The organism is Aeromonas sp. QDB54 (assembly GCF_027707385.1).
Taxonomy (GTDB): domain Bacteria; phylum Pseudomonadota; class Gammaproteobacteria; order Enterobacterales; family Aeromonadaceae; genus Aeromonas; species Aeromonas hydrophila.
Genome location: NZ_JAPCIT010000017.1, coordinates 1 through 17093 on the forward strand (window position 1 = coordinate 1; position 17093 = coordinate 17093).

A 17093-nucleotide genomic window follows, 5' to 3' on the forward strand; every position below is an offset into this window, starting at 1 on the left:
ATGACTCATGATGAACCCTGTTCCATGGCTCCAGATGACAAACATGATCTCATATCAGGGACTTGTTCGCACCTTCCTTAGCTATCAGGAAGAATCGCGAGTTTGCATGCAGGTCTGGATTGCTTGACATATCTGCTCCACCGCATTGAGTGCTCTTGGGGTGAAACGGTGCAGCTCATCCGAGTTGATGAGTTGCAGACGCTGATGGCGAACGGCATCCACCATGGGCCACTGTTGCCAGTGGCGCAGGGCGTCAGCGTCTTGACTCCCTGCCAGGATCAACGCCGGATTGGCCTTGATCACCTGCTCCAGGCTGACCTGGGGATAGGGAGTGGGGGCATCCGCCATCAGGTTATCCCCGCCACACAACTCGATGGCCTGGGCGGGCCAGGCGTTGCCGCTGACGCTGGTCAGCGGTGGATACCAGAGCTGGTAGAACACCTTGATATGCTTGGGTTTGCCGTAGCGCTGCCCAAGGTTGGCTAGGCGGTCGAGATAGGCGTCGGCCTCGGCATTGGCGGTTTTTTCCACCCCCAATGTTTTTCCCAAGGCCCGCATTTCGGTGGCGAGGGAGGCAAAGTCGGTCGGTTCTGAATAGAACACCGGGATCCCCAGCTGCTCGACGGGGGCCAGCATACGGGATTGGGCGGAGCGCCAGGCGACGATCAAATCGGGCTTTTGGGCCAGCAGGGCTTCCAGATTGATGCTGCGGTAATTGGCCACCTGGGGCAGGCGTTTGACCTCGGGCGGATAATCGGAGGCATCGTCGGTGGCCACGATGCGATCACCGGCACCGATGGCAAACAGCAGTTCGGTCAGATGAGGAGTGAGGCTGACGATGCGTGCAGGCGTCCCGGCCAGCAGGGCGGGCGACATGCACAACAGGCAGAGCAGGGTGAGCCATCTAGCCATGCAGGTGCTCCAGCACAGTGAGCAGCAATGCCAGCGCCAGCCAGCCCCAACCGGCTTGTTGCAGGCGGTTTAGCAGACGCAGGGCTGTACCGACATCCGGCTCGGCGGCGGCGTCAAACACGGGAAAACGGATCAAGCTGCCCTGATAGTAACGGGGGCCACCAAGCTTGCAGCCCAGCGAGCCGGAGAGCAGCGCCAGCAGTATTCCCATGGCGGGGTAGGGCCAGAGCATGGCTGTACGCAATCGGCTGGCCAGCTTGCGCAGCTGGGTCAGGCACAAGGGCAGCGCCAGCAACAAGATGGCAGGGGTACACAGGGCCTGGTAGAGCACGGCGGCGGCCCGGCCAAAGTGGGCAAAGGCTGGCAGTTTCGGGCTCCAGCCCTGGTTCATCAGCTGGGCGAGGCGCCACAACAGGGCCCCCTGCACCCCCGCCAGGGCGAACCCCAGCAGCGGGCCGGCCCACTGCCCGACCAGGCGCAGGGCGCAGCTTTCACTGACCGCCTTGGCAAGCCCCATCAGGGAGAGTTTACCGGTATCTCGTCTGAGCCAGGGGGCGGCCTGCAACCTGGCCACCACCAAGGTATCCTGGTCTGTCAGTGCGCGAGTGGCACGGGCCAGCTCCCGCAGCGGACGCGATTCCAGCATCAGCAGCAGAAACAGCAGATCGAACAGCTGCTCCGAGAGCGAAAGATTGCGAACCGCCCAGAGTCCGGCGGCGCACGGCAGCCAGACAATCAGCATGGCCAGCAGACCGGCCTGCAATTGCTGACCGGGGGCGCCATCGGGGCGACACACCTTGTGACCCAGCCGGGTCAGCAGGGGCACGACGGCGGAGAGCCGATAGTGGGCCGGCCAGGGCACGATGGCCTCCAGCAGCGCGGCCCCGAGCAAAATGGCCGCCGGAGTGGCGGCCATCTGTTCCAGCGTGGTGAGTGGGATCACAGCTTGCCGAGCATCTTGATGATCACCTCTGCGGAGTGCTTGCCGGCCACCTCGATGAAGGCATCGAAGGATTCGACCTGTTCCTTGCCGGCGATGTCGGACATGGCACGCACCACCAGATAGGGCACCTTGAACATGTGGCACACCTGACCGATGGCGGCGCCTTCCATCTCGACCGCCAGCATCTGCGGGAAATCGGCGCGAGCCTTGGCGATGGCGTCGGGCTTGCACATGAACTGATCGCCGGTGCAGATGAGGCCAACCTTGGTCTGATGCTTGCCTTGCTCGGCGATGCAATCTTGGGCGACAGCGATGAGCGTTTCGTCGCAGGGGAAGGCGGCCGGTTGCTGCGCCATCTGGCCCATCTCGTAGCCAAAAGCGGTGACATCCACATCGTGGAAGCGCATCTCGCTGGCGATCACCACGTCACCTATGTGCAGGTCCTGGGCAAAGCCGCCGGCAGAACCGGTATTGATGACGTAGTCGGGGGCGAATTTTTCCAACAGCAGGCTGGTGGCGACGCTGGCGGCGACTTTACCGATGCCGGAGCGGGTCAGGATCACCTCTTTGCCTGCCAGGGTGCCCTGATAGAACTCGCAGCCGCCCAGTTGCAGGGTGGTCGGGTTGCTCATCTGGCTGCGCAGCAGGGCCACTTCCTGTTCCATGGCGCCGATAATACCTACTTTCATCACTCACCTCGTCTTGATGGCCATGCGGCCGAATAAGTTGTTGTGGATCATAACAAAAGTTGGCGATGGCGCCGAGCATTCCGATACTGCGCGATGTGAAGGGGCGCTTAAGGGTAGCGCTTGGCGAGGTTAGCCAGCTCGCCGCTGTCTGCCAGCCGTTGCAGGGCATTGGCGAACAGGGCCAGCCGGGCAGGGGAGGTGCGCTGGTAAAACAGGATGTAGAAGGGAATGGTCTCCATGGCGGTGGGGAGGATGCGAATTTGGCCGCTCAGGTGGTGGCGCAGCAGGTCGGCCTCGAAGCCGGGTGAGCGGTAATAGACGAAGCGCCCTCGTTTCATCAGCAGCTTGTCATAATTGGCAGCACTGCTGATCCCGCCGCTGTCGATGACGAGTCCCTGCAGGGCCTGCAGTCGTTCGATGGCGCCGCTGCCGTGATTGATGAGGATGATGCCCTCTTCGCCAAGAGCCCTGACGTCGTTCCACTGGCGGATCTCGACCGGATCATCGCTGCGCACCGCGAGGTGGTAGCGCACGGTGAAGATGGGGGGCTGCAGATAGAGGAAGTGGTTGCGACGGTCCGGGTTGTCGCCCACGCCGCAGATGAAGTCGAGCTGGCCGAAACGCACCTGTTTCTCCAGTCGCTTGAGGGGCACAAAGCGCTGATCCCCCTGGATGCGCAGGGCGGGCTCCTGGCGCTCCAGCAGTCGAAACAGCTCGACGCAGAATCCCCCGATGCGGCCATCCGCCATCTGGATGTATTTGGGGGCGGATTCGGGCTGCGCCGCCGTGCGATAGATTTCGGTGGCAGAGACGGCCCGGTGAGCGACTGCCAGCAGACAACCCAGCACCATCACCCGGAATATCATGTCATGCTGGCCCTCAATGCGTGGGGAAATGCGACGTTGCCCGCGGATGTCACGGCGCTAGTGATCAAACATTACGCCATATATCAGGATCTTATCAACCAAGTGCCGTATCGAGGGTCATCATCAAGGCAAACCCGGCCATCAGGCCCAGGGTGGCGTGGGTTTGGTGGCCATTGCGGTGAGTCTCGGGGATCACCTCGTGGGAGACCACGAACAGCATGGCACCGGCGGCCAGTCCGAGGCCGATGGGATAGGCGATGGCCAGCCCGCTGGAGAGGCCGACGCCGAGCAGGGCCCCGAGCGGCTCAAGCAGACCGCTGCCGATGGCAACCAGCACGGCTTTGCCGGGGCGAAAACCGGCGGCGCACATGGCGAGCGCCACCGCCAGCCCTTCCGGTATGTCCTGCAACGCGATGGCGGTGGTGAGCGGCAGACCCACCGACATGTCGCCCTGCGAGAAGCTTACCCCGATGGCCATCCCCTCCGGCAGGTTGTGCAGGGCGATGGCAAACACGAACAGCCAGACCCGGGAGCAACTCTCGTGGCCGGGACCACAGGGGCCGGTCTTGTCATGCTCATGGGGGGTGAATTGGTCGAGCCCCAGCATCAGCAGCACCCCGAGGGTCATGCCTGCCACCACCACGGCAGCGGCGAGAAAGCCGTTGCCGGTGAGCCCCTCTGCCGCCTCGAGCCCCGGCAGCAGCAGGGAGAAGGCGCTGGCCGCCAGCATCATGCCGGCGGCAAAGCCCAGCATGCTGTCCTCCACCCGCTGGGGGACCGAGCGCAGAAAGAGGGCTGGCAAGGCGCCGAGCGCGGTGGCGGCAAAGCCGGCCAGGCCGCCGAGCAGGCCGTAGCAAACGCCGGGGCTGATGTCGCCGGCGGCCAGCATCACCAGGCTCTGCAGCAGCAACAGCACGACGGCCGCCAGTGCAACGAGCAGGCCGATGGCGATCACCGGGCGTGCCCGCAGTTGCTCGCGCAGCTGGGCAGACCAGGAGGAAAGGGGCAGGGCCGACGCGTTATCCATGAAGATCACCTCTCTTGCTTGATGGCGGGGACGGCGGGGCGCCATCCGGGGACTCTTGCATTACAGCGAGCCGGGCCTGACTTGTCCATGCCGGCGCATCGATAGCATTCATCGGCTAACTATTTGAAATGATTTGGTCGCCTTGAATAGTTTGTGATGAAGATCGGGTTGTACGGAAAAACAACTTGCTTTGTTACGGCGAAAGCTGGTGAAGGAGTAGGCAGGTTTGTGGTAAAGTGCCGCCCTCGCGAAACCCACCCTTCCCTTGGTCTTTCGCAACGTCCCATCTCCCGCCAGGAAAGCCCGGGTTACCAGTTCATACGGATGTGATCGCCACTGTGCACCTGCTTGTCAGCAGTCGAGGATCACCAGCCACCATGTTTTACAAAAATCTGTCTATCGGCAAAAAGATTGCCGTGGTCTTTGCGGTCATTGCGGCCGTCAACGTGATATTCGGTATTTTTCTCTCCAGCGAGCTGCGTGGCGTGCGCGATCGCGTGCTGAATTTTACCGATTCCACCCTGCCGAGCGTACTCTCGGTCGAGAACCTGCTCTACGACGTATCCTACGTGCGCCGTGCCCAGTTTGCCCTGCTGATGGTGGATGACGCCAGCGATCTGCAGGCGCGCCGCGGCCGGATCCAGGCTAGCGTCCAGAAAGTCGAGCAGGCCTTTCGTGCCTATGAGGCCACGGTCGGTGCCGACCATGAGCGCCAGGTGTTCAACCGCGCCAAACAGGAGTGGCAACGCTATCTGAACTCGGTCAATCTGGTGGATCAACTGCTGGTGCAGGGTCAGCTGGCCCAGGCCAAGAATCAGCTGTTCCAGTCCAACCCCATTTATGGCGAGCTGGAGCAGGCGGTCAACGGTCTGGTGGAAGTGAACCTCGGCTTTGTGAAAGAGAACCGTGGCAGCCTACTTGGCAGCGTCAACATGGTGACCAGTTTTGCCATGGTGAGCATCGGCAGCCTGCTGCTGTTCATGGTGGCCATGACCTGGTTCCTGACCCGCCAGATCTGCGTGCCGTTGCAGGCCGTGGTGGCGCAGGCCAACGCCATCGCCGCCGGCGATCTGACCCATCAGCTGGACCGCCAGCACATCGGTCGCGACGAGCTGGGCATGCTGGCCAAGGCTTCCCTCAAGATGCAGGACAACCTGCGTGGCCTGATTGAAGAGGTAGTCGCGGCTGTGACTCAGCTGGGTGCCGCCATTGAAGAGGTGAGCGCCGTCTCCGAGCAGTCGGCACAGGGGATCCAGAGCCAGCAGCAGGAGATCTCGCTGGTCGCCACCGCCATGGCCCAGATGAAGGCCACCGTGGCCGATGTGGCAGGCAACACCGAGACCGCGTCCGAGTCGGCCAGCTCCGCCAATGCCTTGGCACGCCGTGGCAATCAGGATGTGCAGAGCTCGCTGATGTCCATTACCCGGGTTGCCGAGGAGATTGAACAGGCGGGCACCCTGGTCACCGAGCTGGAGCGTGAATCCGCCCAGATCAACGTGGTAGTTGACGTGATCCGCGGCATCGCCGACCAGACCAACCTGCTGGCACTCAATGCCGCCATCGAGGCTGCCCGCGCTGGCGAGCAGGGGCGCGGCTTCGCGGTGGTGGCAGATGAAGTACGCACCCTGGCGGGCCGCACCCAGGCTTCCACCGGTGAGATCGTTGCCATCATCGAAACCCTGCAGGCACGTGCCAACCAGGCCAAAGAAGTGACCGGCCAGAGCTGCGAGATGATCCGCCAGTGCGTGGAGCAGAGCGAGCAGACCAGCAATGGCATCCAGCAGATTGAAGAAGCGGTGGCCCAGATCGCCGACATGGCCATTCAGATCGCCAGCGCCTGTGGCGAGCAGGATGCGGTCTCCGATGAGCTGGGTCGCAACGTGGAGCGGATCAACGAATCCTCCAACGAGGTCGCCGTTGGGGCCGATCATACCGCCCGCGCCTGCCTGGAGCTGAGCCAGCTGGCCGCCGGTTTGCGTCAGACCATCGGTCGTTTCCGTCTGGCGTAATGCTGCTGCGCGCCAGGGAGGGCGCAGCAACCGCTGCCTGTATTGGCAGGCACCCAAACAACCCGGCTCTGGCCGGGTTGTTTGTTATTGGCTGGCGGCTACTTGGACTAGTCATATGGTTTGCAATGAAGGGATAACAACACGGGTTCGGTGAACGGCGCTGCAAGTCTGCGATGGCAGAAGCTAGCAGCCGGGGTGGTTCGAGAGCCGCCTGAGGGAGGAGGCCGGGTGGTGGCGCAGAGCTGGTTCTGGTTCGAAGGGGGAGCATCCTCTTGCCGCGTTGACGAGATATCTACAAAGGCCGCCTTGGCTGGGCAACGGATGCAGTCACCCCGATGGGATAGGTAGGGCAATGACGTGTGGGGATAGGACGCAGACTGGCAAGCTTTCTGTGCTGACGGCCATAAAAAAACCCGGCCTGGGCCGGGTTTGTGGTACGTGCGCTGCGCGAGGCTGGCTTATTTGGCCAGGGACTCCGGCAGGTTCTCACGGATCTTGCCGAGCATCTCTTTCAGAACGCGCGGGTTGGCAACCACGATGTTGCCGGAGTTTTCGTAGTTGTGACCACCGACGAAGTCGGTGACGATGGCGCCGGCCTCTTTGGCCAGCAGCTCACCGGCTGCGGTATCCCAGGGCTTCAAGCCGATTTCCCAGAAACCGTCGACACGACCGGCAGCCACGTAGGCCAGATCCAGCGCCGCAGAGCCAGCACGACGGATGTCGGCACACTCGATGAACATGCTCTGGAATATCTTCAGGTACGGCTCGATGTGGTGCTTCTGCTTGAACGGGAAACCGGTGGCCAGGATGGTGCCGGCCAGCTCTTTGGCCTTGCCGACACGGATGCGATAACCGTTCAGCTGGGCACCACTACCACGGGTAGCAGTAAACAGCTCGTCACGGATCGGATCGTAAACAACGGCTTGTTCAGTCTTGCCCTTCACGCGCAGGGCGATGGAGACGGCAAAGTGCGGAATGCCTTTGACCAAGTTGGTCGTGCCATCCAGTGGGTCAATGATCCATTGGTAGTCCGGATTGGTACCGGTAATCTCACCAGACTCTTCAGCCACGATGCTGTGTTCCGGGTAAGATTTCTTGATGGTGTGAATGATGGCCGCTTCGGCTTCACGGTCAACGTTGGTCACGAAGTCATTGCTGCCTTTCTGGATAACCTCGATGTTCTCGGGTTGAGAGAAGGCTTTTACTACTACTTGACCGGCGTTGCGCGCAGCGCGCACGGCGATATTCAGCATCGGATGCATAGGTTCACCACTGGATGTTAAAGAACGGGGAATAAAAGGACGCGGTATCATACCAGTCTTCGCGAGAATGGCAACCGTTATACGCCATCCCCCCAGCCTTGGCGACTGCCAGATCTGACGGCTCCAATATAGGCTCCTTTTGGTCTAGTCTTATGGGCAGCAGCCGAATAACAGGCTGCATTGAGCATAGGGACGTGGATCATGAATTTGTCATTAGTCAGTCAAAAACCGTCGGCAATCACTACCCAGGGGCTGCTGGTTGCTTTGCGCGCATCGACCGGATATGGCGACTACTTCAACGAGGTGAGTATTGCCCAGCCTTGCCAATGGCAGCCAGGCAAGGAAGAGGCGGCGATCTTGCTGCTCGATGGCGATGCGGCCTGGCCGGAATTTGCCTGGCAGCGCAACAGCGATACGTTCGGCTTGCCGGTGTTGCCGCTGCTGATGCGCAAAGGCGATGCCACTCTCACTATTCAGGGGCCGGACGTGCGGGACCCGCGCTTCTACTTCGTCTCGAACGGCATCGTACTGGAAGAGTCAGAGCTTGCCGATCCCGCCTGCAGCCGGGTGCTGCTGAGCAAACTGGAGTCCTACTTCCCGCTCTTGTCCCGACTGATCCTGCTGCGCCAGCGCCAACCCATGGGGCTGTGCAACTAGTCGCGTCCTTCCCTGCGTCCGGGCTGTTCAAGCGGCACAATATTTGTCATAACTGACCAGTATTGTGCCGCTTTGCCATGCAGGCGCCGGAGCAAATGCCGGTGCGGCATCCACTCTATGTCCGTTGTCGTCTCGTATGAGCGAGGCTGTGGCCGTCTTTGCACAATGTGTGAATCACAAGGAGTTCATGATGATCGACTTTTATACCGCCGCTACGCCCAACGGCTTCAAGGTGGCGATTGCCCTGGAAGAGCTGGGCTTGCCCTATCGGGTGATCCCGCTCGATCTGTCGGCGCTGGATCAGAAGAAGCCCGAGTTTCTGGCCATCAACCCCAACGGCCGTATCCCGGCCATCGTCGATCGGGATAATGGTGACTTCGCCGTGTTCGAGTCCGGCGCCATCCTGCTTTATCTGGCGGAGAAGGCGGGCAAGTTGCTGCCGGCAGATCCCAAGCGCCGCTCCCAGGCCATCCAGTGGCTGATGTTCCAGATGGGCGGGGTCGGTCCCATGATGGGGCAGGCCAACGTCTTCTATCGCTACTTCCCGGAGAAGATCCCGGCCGCCATCGAGCGCTACCAGAAGGAGGGGCGCCGTCTGTTCGAGGTGCTCGACAGCCACCTGGCCCATCACGAATATCTGGCCGACGAGTACAGCATCGCCGACATCGCCACCTGGCCCTGGGTGCGCATTTATGACTGGAGCGGCATCTCCATCGAGGGGTTGCCTCATCTGCAAGCCTGGATGGACCGGATGGCAGAGAAGCCCGCCTGTCAGAAAGGGATCACCATACCGCCGCGCAACGAGAAGCCGGAGGATCTGGTCAAACAGGCCCAGCAGATGGTAACACGTTGATTTTTATTGCTGACGGGGCTAAAAACCCCGTCACATTAGAAAAACTAGGGAAAGCTGATTATAAAGATTCGTTCGTTTTTCGTGATCTGAATCACTAAGATCACCGCAAGCCTAGGGAGTGTCCTGCTCCTGGCCGGTGCGGGTTCTCCGCCTTGTAATTTCACCTTTTATTGACTCTGTGTTTTTGGATCCCCTCTGCAGGTTTCTGCCAGGGGTGCGGCAGCTTTTTGATGATTTTCGGGACTGAGATATGTATCGGCACAGTTTTTATTCGCTGTTTTTTCTGACCATTCTGATGGTCGCTGTGGGCCAGATGACCCAGACCCTGTATGTGCCCTCCATTCCCATGATGGCGGGGGACTTCAACGTGGCCTCCGGCCAGTTGCAGGCGGTGATGGCCTGTTACCTGATCCCGTACGGGCTCTCCCAGTTTGTTTACGGCCCGCTGTCGGATCGTATCGGCCGTCGCCCCATCCTGCTGATCGGCATGATGGTGTTTCTGGTGGGCACCCTGACCATTCAGTTGATCCCAAGCTTCATGGCGCTGCTGGTGGGCAGCTTCATCCAGGGGCTGGGCACCGGGGCGGGCGGCGCCATGAGCCGGACCGTGATGCGCGATCGCTACAGCGGCGCCGAGCTCAACCGGGCCAACAGCCTGGTGAGCATGGGGGTGATCTTCTCCCCGCTGCTGGCGCCGGTGCTGGGCGGCTGGTTGACCGAGCTGTTCAACTGGCGTGCCGGGTACTGGTTCCTGTTCGGCTTCGGTGCGGTGACGACTCTGGCGCTGCTGGCCTGGTTTGCTGAAACGCTGCCGGCGACGGCGCGCCAACAGCCGCTGCGAGTCGGTGCCGCCTATCGCCACGTGCTCGGCAACCCGCGCTTTCAGGGCAACCTGCTCTGTCTGATGGCGACCTTTGCCGGTCTGGCGGTGTTCGAGGCGGCGGCCGGCGTGCTGCTCGGCGATGTGCTCAAATTGAGTGCCCGCACCGTCAGCGTGCTGTTCGTGCTGCCGTTGCCCGGTTATCTGTTCGGTGCCTGGCTCTCTGCCAAGCTCAGTTTTCGCCTGAGTCAGGGCAAGTTGATGCGCCTTGGCATCGTCTTCCTGGCGCTGGGGTCGCTGATCATCCTGCTGCCGGGTCTGTTCGGGGTCGTGAGTGCGGCCTCCCTGGTCGGTGGCGCCGCCGTCTACTTCATCGGCAGCGGCATTCTCTATCCGACTGCTACCTCCTGCGCCATCGAACCCTTCCCGGGTCAGGCGGGCACCGCCGGTGCCATCCTAGGCGGCATGCAGAACCTGGGGGCCGGTATCGTGACGCTGCTGGCAGCCTGCTTCCCGATGGAAGGGCAGGTGACTCTGGGGGCCATCATGACACTGATGGTGCTGATCGTGGCGCTGAGTTTCCTCTGGCTGCGCCACCACGGCTCACCCCATCAACAGATGGCTGTCTGAGCCGAGCGCATAGAAAAGACCCGCCTAAGCCGGCGGGTTTTTTATGGGCCGCTTCTGGTGTGACTGGTGCCGCGGGCAGTGTCGAAGGGGGGCAGCGGCAGGGGAGAGGGATGGCGCAGGAAATAAAGAAAAAGCCCGTCACGTTGGTGACGGGCTTTTTGCTGTTGGTACCCCGGAGATGCCGTTGCCGGTTTGGGCCCTTGAACCGTCGGTTCAAGGCGGGGATCGGATCTGACCGCAGGCTTCTCGGTCGTGCCGAGCATGCGCAATAGCCAGAAGGCAGATCCCCTGTTTGGTATGAATATCGGCTCGGGGACTTGAACCGGCTGACAAACACCCCAGGGAATTTTAAAACGGTGGACGATTAGGGCTGCAGGCCTTCGTCGCTGGATTCGCCATATTGTCCGTGCTCGATCAAGGCCGCTTCGATAGTGCGTTGCAGCATCTTGATCCGCTTGTCCATGGTCTCAGAGTATTGGTGATTTTTCTCTTTTTCAAGGCAGAGCTCATGGCAAAAATTGAGCGCTGCCATCACCGCCAGCTGTTCGTTGCTGGAGACCTTGGAGCGTTGACGCAGCTCGATGAGTTTATCAGTCAGCTGGTCGGCGGCCTGGCGCAGGGCATCCTGCTGTCCCAGGGGACAGGATACCTTGTAGGGACGTCCCAAAATGACGATTTCTACGGCCTCTGTGCTCATGCCTTCCTCAATACGGCGGAGCTGATTTCCGCCTTTATCCACGTGGACAACTGGGCGGGACTATATAGCGCAGATGCAGAAGTTTCAAGGCCTTGCTGGCTCTGGAAGGGGGAGAATGCTAGGATCCTGACCATTAATTCTGCATATTTGCCTGAACTTTGAGCGGATCTTCGATGAGCAAAACGAACCCCCTGAAATACGCGGCCGTGGCCGACCTGATGGAGCAGCATGAGCTGATGGCGACGGCTGTAGAGGCCCATGGCGTGATCTGCGGTCTGGTGTGCGGTGGTGTGGCACTGGACGACAAGAGCTGGCTGCCCCATTTCAATGATCTGGTCAACGACGGTTTCGGTCTGCCGGCCCCGGTGCGCCAGGTGATGACCGATCTCTATCACCAGGTGATCGAGAGCTTGATGGCCCAGAAAGGGGTCGAGCTGCTGTTGCCGAGCGACGAAGCGCCGCTCGACGAGCGCATCGACTCGCTGGTGGATTGGTCCCAGGCCTTCCTGGCCGGTTTCGGCGTGGTGCAGCAGGAGCTCTCCAAGGCTTCCGAAGAGCTGCAGGAGATGATCCAGGACATCGCCAGCATCACCCAGGTCTCCGCCGAGTTCGATCAGGAAGATGAAGAGAACGAAGCCTCCTTCCTGGTGCTCTACGAGCACGTGCGCCTCGGGGTGATGATGAGCTTCGAGGAGTTCGGCAAGCGGCCGGATGCCCCGAGCACGCCGCCGACCCTGCACTGAGTCGGCCGAACCCTAAAAAGAGCGCCTGGTGGCGCTCTTTTTACATCTGGATGTTGCCCACGCCGACCCGCCGTGATGAGGCAAGTGACGACAGGGACTGCGCTTTTTTGCCCGTAGCTTCGCATCCCGACCCCACGCTTTGTGTTAGCATGACCCCACGTTTTCAGTCTTTCCCCTCATCTCATGTCTCAATCTGATCTGAACCACGTCGATGTGGCCATCGTCGGTGGTGGAATGAGCGGCGCCGTGCTGGCGCTCTCCCTCGCGGCCCTGCCAGGGCCCAAGCCCCTGCAGATCCTGCTGCTGGAGGCGAGCGCCCCCGAGCTCAATGTGCATCCCGGCTTCGATGCCCGCGCCATCGCGCTCTCCGCCGGCACCTGCGAAGCGCTGGCCCGGCACGGGCTCTGGTCCCGTTTTGCTCCCCATTGCAGCCCCATCAGCCAGATTCATGTGTCGGATCGGGGCCACTTCGGCCAGGCCGGCTTGACGGCGGCGGAGTATGGCCTGCCAGCCCTTGGCCAGGTGATCGAGCTGTCGGCGGCGGGCATTGCGTTGCAGCAGGCGATTGCCGCCAGCCCGCAGATCCGCATGCTGTGTCCGGCCCAGCTCGAGCGCGTGGAGCCATTGGCGGAGGGGGTTAACCTGACCCTGGCCGGTGGCGAGCGTTATCAGACCCGCCTGCTGGTGGCGGCCGATGGCGGCAACTCCTTCGTGCGCCAGCAGTGCAAGCTGGCGGTAAGTCGTCACGACTACGGCCAGAGCGCCATCATCGCCACCGTCAAGACCGCCGAAGACCCGGCCGGACGGGCTTTCGAGCGTTTCACCCAAGGGGGGCCACTGGCCCTGCTGCCGATGCAGGGCGGGCTCTCCTCCCTGGTCTGGAGCGTGGCGCGGGATGAGGCGCCAGCCTTGATGGCGCTCGATGACTCTGCGTTTCTGGCCCGCCTGCAGCAGGCCTTCGGCTGGCGTCTCGGCCGCTTCCTGCAAACCGGTCAGCGCCACGTCTATCCGCTGGTGTTGACGGTGGCCGACTACCCGCTGGCCCAGCGCACCGTGCTGGTGGGCAATGCCGCCCATCTGCTGCACCCCATCGCCGGTCAGGGCTTCAACCTAGGCATGCGCGATCTGGACCTGCTCACCCAGGCGGTGGGCCGGGCGCTGACGGCGGGGGAGGATATCGGCAGCTTTGAGGTGCTCAGCGGCTACTGGCAGCAGCGCAAGGGGGATCAGGCCCAGACGGTCTGGCTCACCTCCTCGCTGGCCCAGCTCTTCTCCAATGATCATGACCCGCTGGTGGCGGGCCGCAACCTGGCGCTCTCCCTGATGGGACGGCTGAGCTGCCTCAAGGCGCCGCTGGCCTCCCGCACCCTGGGCTTTGTCGCCGATGTGTGCCGCCCCTGAGGCGAGGTGACGTCATGGGTATTGAACGGGTGCGCCTTCGGGCGTGCCCTCGCTGATCCCGGCGATCAGCCCTGAAAGGATATAAACGATGCAGATGCAAAACGTGGATGTGGTGATTGTGGGGGGCGGCATGGTGGGCCTGGGGCTCGCCGCCGCGCTCAAGGGAAGTGCGCTCAAGGTCGCCGTGATCGAGGGCCAGCTGCCGGAGCCCGCGCTTGACGAGGCGCCGGACAACCGGGTCAGCGCCTTGAGTCTCGCCAGCCAGCGCATCCTGCAGCAGGTGGGCGCCTGGCGCGGGATCGAGGCCCGCCGCCTGCAGCCCTACGGGCAGATGGAGGTGTGGGAGCAGGACAGCTTTGGCCGGATCGCGTTTGATGCCGCCAGCCTGCGCCAGCCCGAGCTCGGCCACATCGTCGAGAACCGGGTCATCCAGCTGGCGCTGCTGGAGGCGATCCTCGATGGCGACAACATCCAGCTGCTGAGCCCGGCCCGGGCGAGCAGCCTGCAAAGCGGCGAGGCGGGCTCCCTGCTGTTGCTGGAAGATGGCCGCGCGCTGTCGGCCAAGCTGGTGGTGGCGGCTGATGGCGCTCACTCCTGGGTGCGCCGGCAGGCCGACATCCCGCTCACCAGCTGGGATTACGGCCACCATGCGCTGGTGGCGACGGTGCGTTGTGCCGAGCCGCACGAGGCGGTGGCGCGTCAGATCTTCACCCCCGAGGGGCCGCTCGCCTTCCTGCCCCTGTGGCAACCGGATCTCTGCTCCATCGTCTGGTCGGTGCCAGCGACCCGGGCCGAGGCTCTCTGTCAGTGCGATGAAGAGCAGTTCAACCGCCAGCTCACCACCGCGTTCGACGGCCGGCTGGGTCTGTGCAAGGTGGAAGGTGTGCGCAGCGCCATCCCGCTCACCGCCCGCTATGCCCGCGACTTTGCCCGCGAGCGGCTGGTGCTGGTGGGGGATGCCGCCCACACCATCCACCCGCTGGCGGGGCAGGGGGTCAACCTGGGGCTGCTGGATGCCGCCGCCCTGGCCGAGCAGATCCTGCGCAATCAGGCGGCGGGCAAGGACATCGGCCGGCTCACCAACCTGCGCGGCTATGAGCGCTGGCGCAAGAGCGAGGCGGCCAGCATGCTGGCGGCGATGGAGGGGCTCAAGCGGCTGTTCGCCGGTGCCAATCCGCTCAAGAAGCTGGTGCGTGGGGCCGGGCTGTGCGCCTTCGATCTGTTGACGCCGCTCAAGCAAAGCGTGATCCGGGCCGCCATGGGGTTAGAGGGTGAGTTGCCGGCCTTGGCCAAGGGGAACAATTTGCCGACCCGGCCGAAGTAAGAGGGTGATCCGGGCCGCCATGGGGTTGGAAGGCGAGCTGCCCGCCCTGGCCAAGGGTGAAAAAATCTAATAATACCCGGCTGTTTTCACAACAAAACTAATGTGATGAGGCTGATGACCCGTTTTGGGCATCAGCCTTTAATCTGGGCGCTCGGCGAAACGTTTTTCTCCAAATTGTGACGAAACGGTAAAAATCGAAATTTAATATCGTCATTACCGGGTTTGGTCTGTTTTTATCACTGTTTTTACCTTAGTGTCTGGGGTCTGTTTACTGGCGGTGGATTAGTTTTTTTTGAGCGGCATGCGCGTCCGCTTGGCTTATAATCCGCTGCGTTCAAGGAATCACTCTTGCCCTGCGGGGCCGGAACGAGCACAGACTCAGGCACGTCGCTTGCTGCCACCCAGGTAGACAACCATGGTGGCTGCCGGGCGAGCGATGCGTGAGTGTTGTCGCGAACGCTTAAGGAAACACAGCGATGATCCAGACTACAGTACTGCATCCCAAGCACCTGGAAGCCGGCGCCAAGATGGTGGACTTCCACGGTTGGGAAATGCCCATCAACTACGGCTCACAGCTGGAAGAGCACCATCAGGTGCGCACCGATGCCGGCATGTTCGACGTCTCCCACATGACCATCGTCGATTTGACCGGCGAGCGGGTCAAAGCCTTCCTGCAACACCTGCTGGCCAACGACGTGGCCAAGCTCACCGTCTTCGGCAAGGCCCTCTACAGCGGCATGCTGACTCCGGAAGGCGGTGTGATCGATGACCTCATCACCTATTACCTTGGCGAGACCTTCTACCGCCTGGTGGTCAACTCCGCCACCCGCGAGAAGGATCTGGCCTGGATCCGCCACCACGCCCAGGACTTCGGGGTGACCGTGACCGAGCGCCCCGAGCTCGCCATGATCGCGGTGCAGGGCCCCAACGCCAAGGCAAAGGCGGCCAAGGTGTTCAGCGCCGAGCAAAATGCCGCAGTGGAAGGCATGAAGCCCTTCTTCGGCGTGCAGGCCGGCGAGCTCTTCATCGCCACCACCGGCTACACCGGTGAAGACGGCTACGAGATCGTGGTGCCGCAAGAGCAGGCGTGCGATCTGTGGCAGGCACTGCTGGACAACGGCGTGGCCCCCTGCGGCCTGGGTGCCCGTGACACCCTGCGCCTCGAGGCCGGCATGAACCTCTACGGCCAGGACATGGACGAAACCGTCTCTCCCCTTGCCGCCAACATGGCCTGGACCATCGCATGGGAACCGAGCGATCGCCAGTTCATCGGCCGCGCCGCGCTGGAAGCCCAGAAAGCCGCCGGCAGCCAGCCCAAGCTGGTGGGTCTGGTGATGGAAGAGAAGGGCGTACTGCGCAGCGGCATGCCGGTCACCTTCACCACCGCCGCTGGAGAAGAGCGGGAAGGTGTGATCACCTCCGGCTCTTTCTCGCCCACCCTGGGGTACAGTATTGCGTTGGCGCGGGTGCCCCGTGATATCGGCGAGCAAGCCTCGGTGGAGATCCGCAAGAAGCTGGTCACCGTCAAAGTGACCAAGCCGGCTTTCGTGCGCAACGGCCAGAAGCTGGTGTAACGACCCTATTGCGGCGAAGGGGCTGCCCTTCGCCAGACCCCCTTGCCCCGGCAACGCCTGTCGAACGCGCCGGGACAAGTGATCCAAGTGAATAAAGGAAGCACAAATGAGCCATATCCCGAGCGAACTGAAATATGCCACCTCCCACGAGTGGATCCGTGTCGAAGCCAACGGCGAGGCCGTGGTCGGCATCACCGAGCACGCCCAGGAGCTGCTGGGTGACATGGTGTTCGTCGATCTGCCGGAAGTGGGCAAAAAGGTCGGTGCCGGTGATGACTGCGCCGTGGCCGAGTCGGTCAAGGCCGCCTCTGACATCTACAGCCCGGTGAGCGGCGAGATCCTGGCCGTCAACGAAGAGCTGGAAGGCAGCCCCGAGCTGGTCAACTCCGACCCCTACGGTGCCGGCTGGCTGTTCCGCATCAAGCTGGACGACGCGGGCGAGCTCGCCAACCTGCTGGATGCCGAAGGCTACCAGAACGTGGTGGACGAAGAGTAATGCCCCCGGGCCCTGCCAATGCGCAGGGCCCGCTTGTATAGGTGCCCGTCGGCCTGGAGGCCGACCGGCGAGGGTGAAGTCGTCCGCACCGGTTTGCCCGCGGCAACCCGGTCAGCCGCAAGACGGCCCCCTGTCGCTATGAGCGACATCCGGTGCCGGCAGGGGCCACCCTGCCAGCCGAACATGAGTG

At 62.3% G+C, this 17093-nt stretch carries 16 protein-coding genes and 1 other RNA gene; 9 read left to right on the plus strand and 8 right to left on the minus strand.

Annotation, left to right across the window (positions count from 1 at the left end; translation table 11 throughout):
• Window positions 1-84: 84 nt before the first annotated feature.
• The 5 genes from PG881_RS16370 to PG881_RS16390 all read right to left on the minus strand — a co-directional run bounded on the left by PG881_RS16370 (window position 85) and on the right by PG881_RS16390 (window position 4437).
• Window positions 85-912, minus strand: a complete 828-nt coding sequence (locus tag PG881_RS16370; protein ID WP_024946101.1) for a cobalamin-binding protein — start codon at window positions 910-912, stop codon at window positions 85-87.
• The gene (locus PG881_RS16375) at window positions 905-1855 is read right to left on the minus strand and encodes a cobalamin biosynthesis protein (RefSeq protein ID WP_024946102.1); all 951 of its coding nucleotides are present in this window, start codon (window positions 1853-1855) and stop codon (window positions 905-907) included. The genes PG881_RS16370 and PG881_RS16375 overlap by 8 nt, the downstream gene beginning before the upstream one ends.
• Window positions 1852-2544, minus strand: coding sequence for a 5'-methylthioadenosine/S-adenosylhomocysteine nucleosidase (gene mtnN, locus PG881_RS16380; protein ID WP_024946103.1), 693 nt, complete (start codon window positions 2542-2544; stop codon window positions 1852-1854). The genes PG881_RS16375 and mtnN overlap by 4 nt, the downstream gene beginning before the upstream one ends.
• A gap of 107 nt (window positions 2545-2651) precedes the next feature.
• On the minus strand, window positions 2652-3410 hold the full coding sequence (locus tag PG881_RS16385; protein ID WP_024946104.1) for a substrate-binding periplasmic protein: 759 nt from the start codon (window positions 3408-3410) through the stop codon (window positions 2652-2654).
• A gap of 94 nt (window positions 3411-3504) precedes the next feature.
• Window positions 3505-4437: a ZIP family metal transporter gene (locus PG881_RS16390; RefSeq protein WP_270801381.1), complete on the minus strand. Its 933-nt coding sequence runs from the start codon at window positions 4435-4437 to the stop codon at window positions 3505-3507.
• A 377-nt stretch (window positions 4438-4814) separates the two neighbouring features.
• Between PG881_RS16390 and PG881_RS16395 the strand changes: the two genes are divergently transcribed.
• Window positions 4815-6446 carry a methyl-accepting chemotaxis protein gene (locus PG881_RS16395; protein ID WP_270801383.1) on the plus strand — a complete coding sequence of 544 codons (1632 nt, stop codon included), beginning with the start codon at window positions 4815-4817 and terminating at the stop codon, window positions 6444-6446.
• 458 nt (window positions 6447-6904) lie between these two features.
• Here PG881_RS16395 and suhB read toward each other — a convergent pair whose 3' ends face one another.
• Window positions 6905-7708 carry an inositol-1-monophosphatase gene (gene suhB, locus PG881_RS16400; RefSeq protein ID WP_166464384.1) on the minus strand — a complete coding sequence of 268 codons (804 nt, stop codon included), beginning with the start codon at window positions 7706-7708 and terminating at the stop codon, window positions 6905-6907.
• Window positions 7709-7909: 201 nt separating this feature from the next.
• On the opposite strand from suhB, the gene PG881_RS16405 reads away from it, so the two are divergent.
• The 3 genes from PG881_RS16405 (at window position 7910) to emrD (ending at window position 10668) form a co-directional block, all read left to right on the plus strand.
• A complete protein-coding gene (locus tag PG881_RS16405; protein ID WP_270697690.1) occupies window positions 7910-8365 on the plus strand; it encodes a hypothetical protein in 456 nt (151 codons plus the stop codon).
• A 190-nt stretch (window positions 8366-8555) separates the two neighbouring features.
• The gene (locus tag PG881_RS16410; protein ID WP_029301260.1) at window positions 8556-9218 is read left to right on the plus strand and encodes a glutathione S-transferase family protein; all 663 of its coding nucleotides are present in this window, start codon (window positions 8556-8558) and stop codon (window positions 9216-9218) included.
• Window positions 9219-9468: 250 nt separating this feature from the next.
• A complete protein-coding gene (emrD, locus tag PG881_RS16415) occupies window positions 9469-10668 on the plus strand; it encodes a multidrug efflux MFS transporter EmrD (protein ID WP_270801387.1) in 1200 nt (399 codons plus the stop codon).
• A gap of 165 nt (window positions 10669-10833) precedes the next feature.
• Here emrD and ssrS read toward each other — a convergent pair.
• Together ssrS and zapA are read right to left on the minus strand one after the other, a co-directional pair.
• A non-coding RNA gene (gene ssrS, locus PG881_RS16420) (6S RNA) lies at window positions 10834-11016 on the minus strand.
• Window positions 11017-11032: 16 nt separating this feature from the next.
• Window positions 11033-11365: a cell division protein ZapA gene (gene zapA / locus PG881_RS16425; protein WP_016350376.1), complete on the minus strand. Its 333-nt coding sequence runs from the start codon at window positions 11363-11365 to the stop codon at window positions 11033-11035.
• 173 nt (window positions 11366-11538) lie between these two features.
• On the opposite strand from zapA, the gene PG881_RS16430 reads away from it, so the two are divergent.
• The 5 genes from PG881_RS16430 to gcvH all read left to right on the plus strand — a co-directional run bounded on the left by PG881_RS16430 (window position 11539) and on the right by gcvH (window position 16903).
• Entirely contained in the window at window positions 11539-12108 is a 570-nt protein-coding gene (locus PG881_RS16430) for a UPF0149 family protein (protein ID WP_011705605.1), read from the plus strand.
• A 183-nt stretch (window positions 12109-12291) separates the two neighbouring features.
• Window positions 12292-13509, plus strand: a complete 1218-nt coding sequence (gene ubiH / locus PG881_RS16435) for a 2-octaprenyl-6-methoxyphenyl hydroxylase (protein WP_270801389.1) — start codon at window positions 12292-12294, stop codon at window positions 13507-13509.
• Window positions 13510-13597: 88 nt separating this feature from the next.
• The gene (locus tag PG881_RS16440; RefSeq protein ID WP_270801391.1) at window positions 13598-14833 is read left to right on the plus strand and encodes an FAD-dependent 2-octaprenylphenol hydroxylase; all 1236 of its coding nucleotides are present in this window, start codon (window positions 13598-13600) and stop codon (window positions 14831-14833) included.
• 476 nt (window positions 14834-15309) lie between these two features.
• Window positions 15310-16407 (plus strand): glycine cleavage system aminomethyltransferase GcvT, encoded by a 1098-nt coding sequence (gene gcvT / locus PG881_RS16445; RefSeq protein WP_016350379.1) that lies wholly within the window; start codon window positions 15310-15312, stop codon window positions 16405-16407.
• A gap of 106 nt (window positions 16408-16513) precedes the next feature.
• Entirely contained in the window at window positions 16514-16903 is a 390-nt protein-coding gene (gene gcvH / locus PG881_RS16450; protein ID WP_270801392.1) for a glycine cleavage system protein GcvH, read from the plus strand.
• Window positions 16904-17093: the final 190 nt, after the last annotated feature.

Excerpts from the sequence above, each read along its gene's own strand:
- PG881_RS16430 (WP_011705605.1), top strand. The coding sequence starts at position 11,539 with ATGAGCAAAACGAACCCCCTGAAATACGCGGCCGTGGCCGACCTGATG.
- mtnN (WP_024946103.1), bottom strand. The coding sequence starts at position 2,544 with ATGAAAGTAGGTATTATCGGCGCCATGGAACAGGAAGTGGCCCTGCTG.
- gcvH (WP_270801392.1), top strand. The coding sequence starts at position 16,514 with ATGAGCCATATCCCGAGCGAACTGAAATATGCCACCTCCCACGAGTGG.
- zapA (WP_016350376.1), bottom strand. The coding sequence starts at position 11,365 with ATGAGCACAGAGGCCGTAGAAATCGTCATTTTGGGACGTCCCTACAAG.
- gcvT (WP_016350379.1), top strand. The coding sequence starts at position 15,310 with ATGATCCAGACTACAGTACTGCATCCCAAGCACCTGGAAGCCGGCGCC.
- PG881_RS16405 (WP_270697690.1), top strand. The coding sequence starts at position 7,910 with ATGAATTTGTCATTAGTCAGTCAAAAACCGTCGGCAATCACTACCCAG.
- PG881_RS16370 (WP_024946101.1), bottom strand. The coding sequence starts at position 912 with ATGGCTAGATGGCTCACCCTGCTCTGCCTGTTGTGCATGTCGCCCGCC.
- PG881_RS16385 (WP_024946104.1), bottom strand. The coding sequence starts at position 3,410 with ATGATATTCCGGGTGATGGTGCTGGGTTGTCTGCTGGCAGTCGCTCAC.
- suhB (WP_166464384.1), bottom strand. The coding sequence starts at position 7,708 with ATGCATCCGATGCTGAATATCGCCGTGCGCGCTGCGCGCAACGCCGGT.
- PG881_RS16440 (WP_270801391.1), top strand. The coding sequence starts at position 13,598 with ATGCAGATGCAAAACGTGGATGTGGTGATTGTGGGGGGCGGCATGGTG.
- ubiH (WP_270801389.1), top strand. The coding sequence starts at position 12,292 with ATGTCTCAATCTGATCTGAACCACGTCGATGTGGCCATCGTCGGTGGT.
- emrD (WP_270801387.1), top strand. The coding sequence starts at position 9,469 with ATGTATCGGCACAGTTTTTATTCGCTGTTTTTTCTGACCATTCTGATG.
- PG881_RS16390 (WP_270801381.1), bottom strand. The coding sequence starts at position 4,437 with ATGGATAACGCGTCGGCCCTGCCCCTTTCCTCCTGGTCTGCCCAGCTG.
- PG881_RS16395 (WP_270801383.1), top strand. The coding sequence starts at position 4,815 with ATGTTTTACAAAAATCTGTCTATCGGCAAAAAGATTGCCGTGGTCTTT.
- PG881_RS16410 (WP_029301260.1), top strand. The coding sequence starts at position 8,556 with ATGATCGACTTTTATACCGCCGCTACGCCCAACGGCTTCAAGGTGGCG.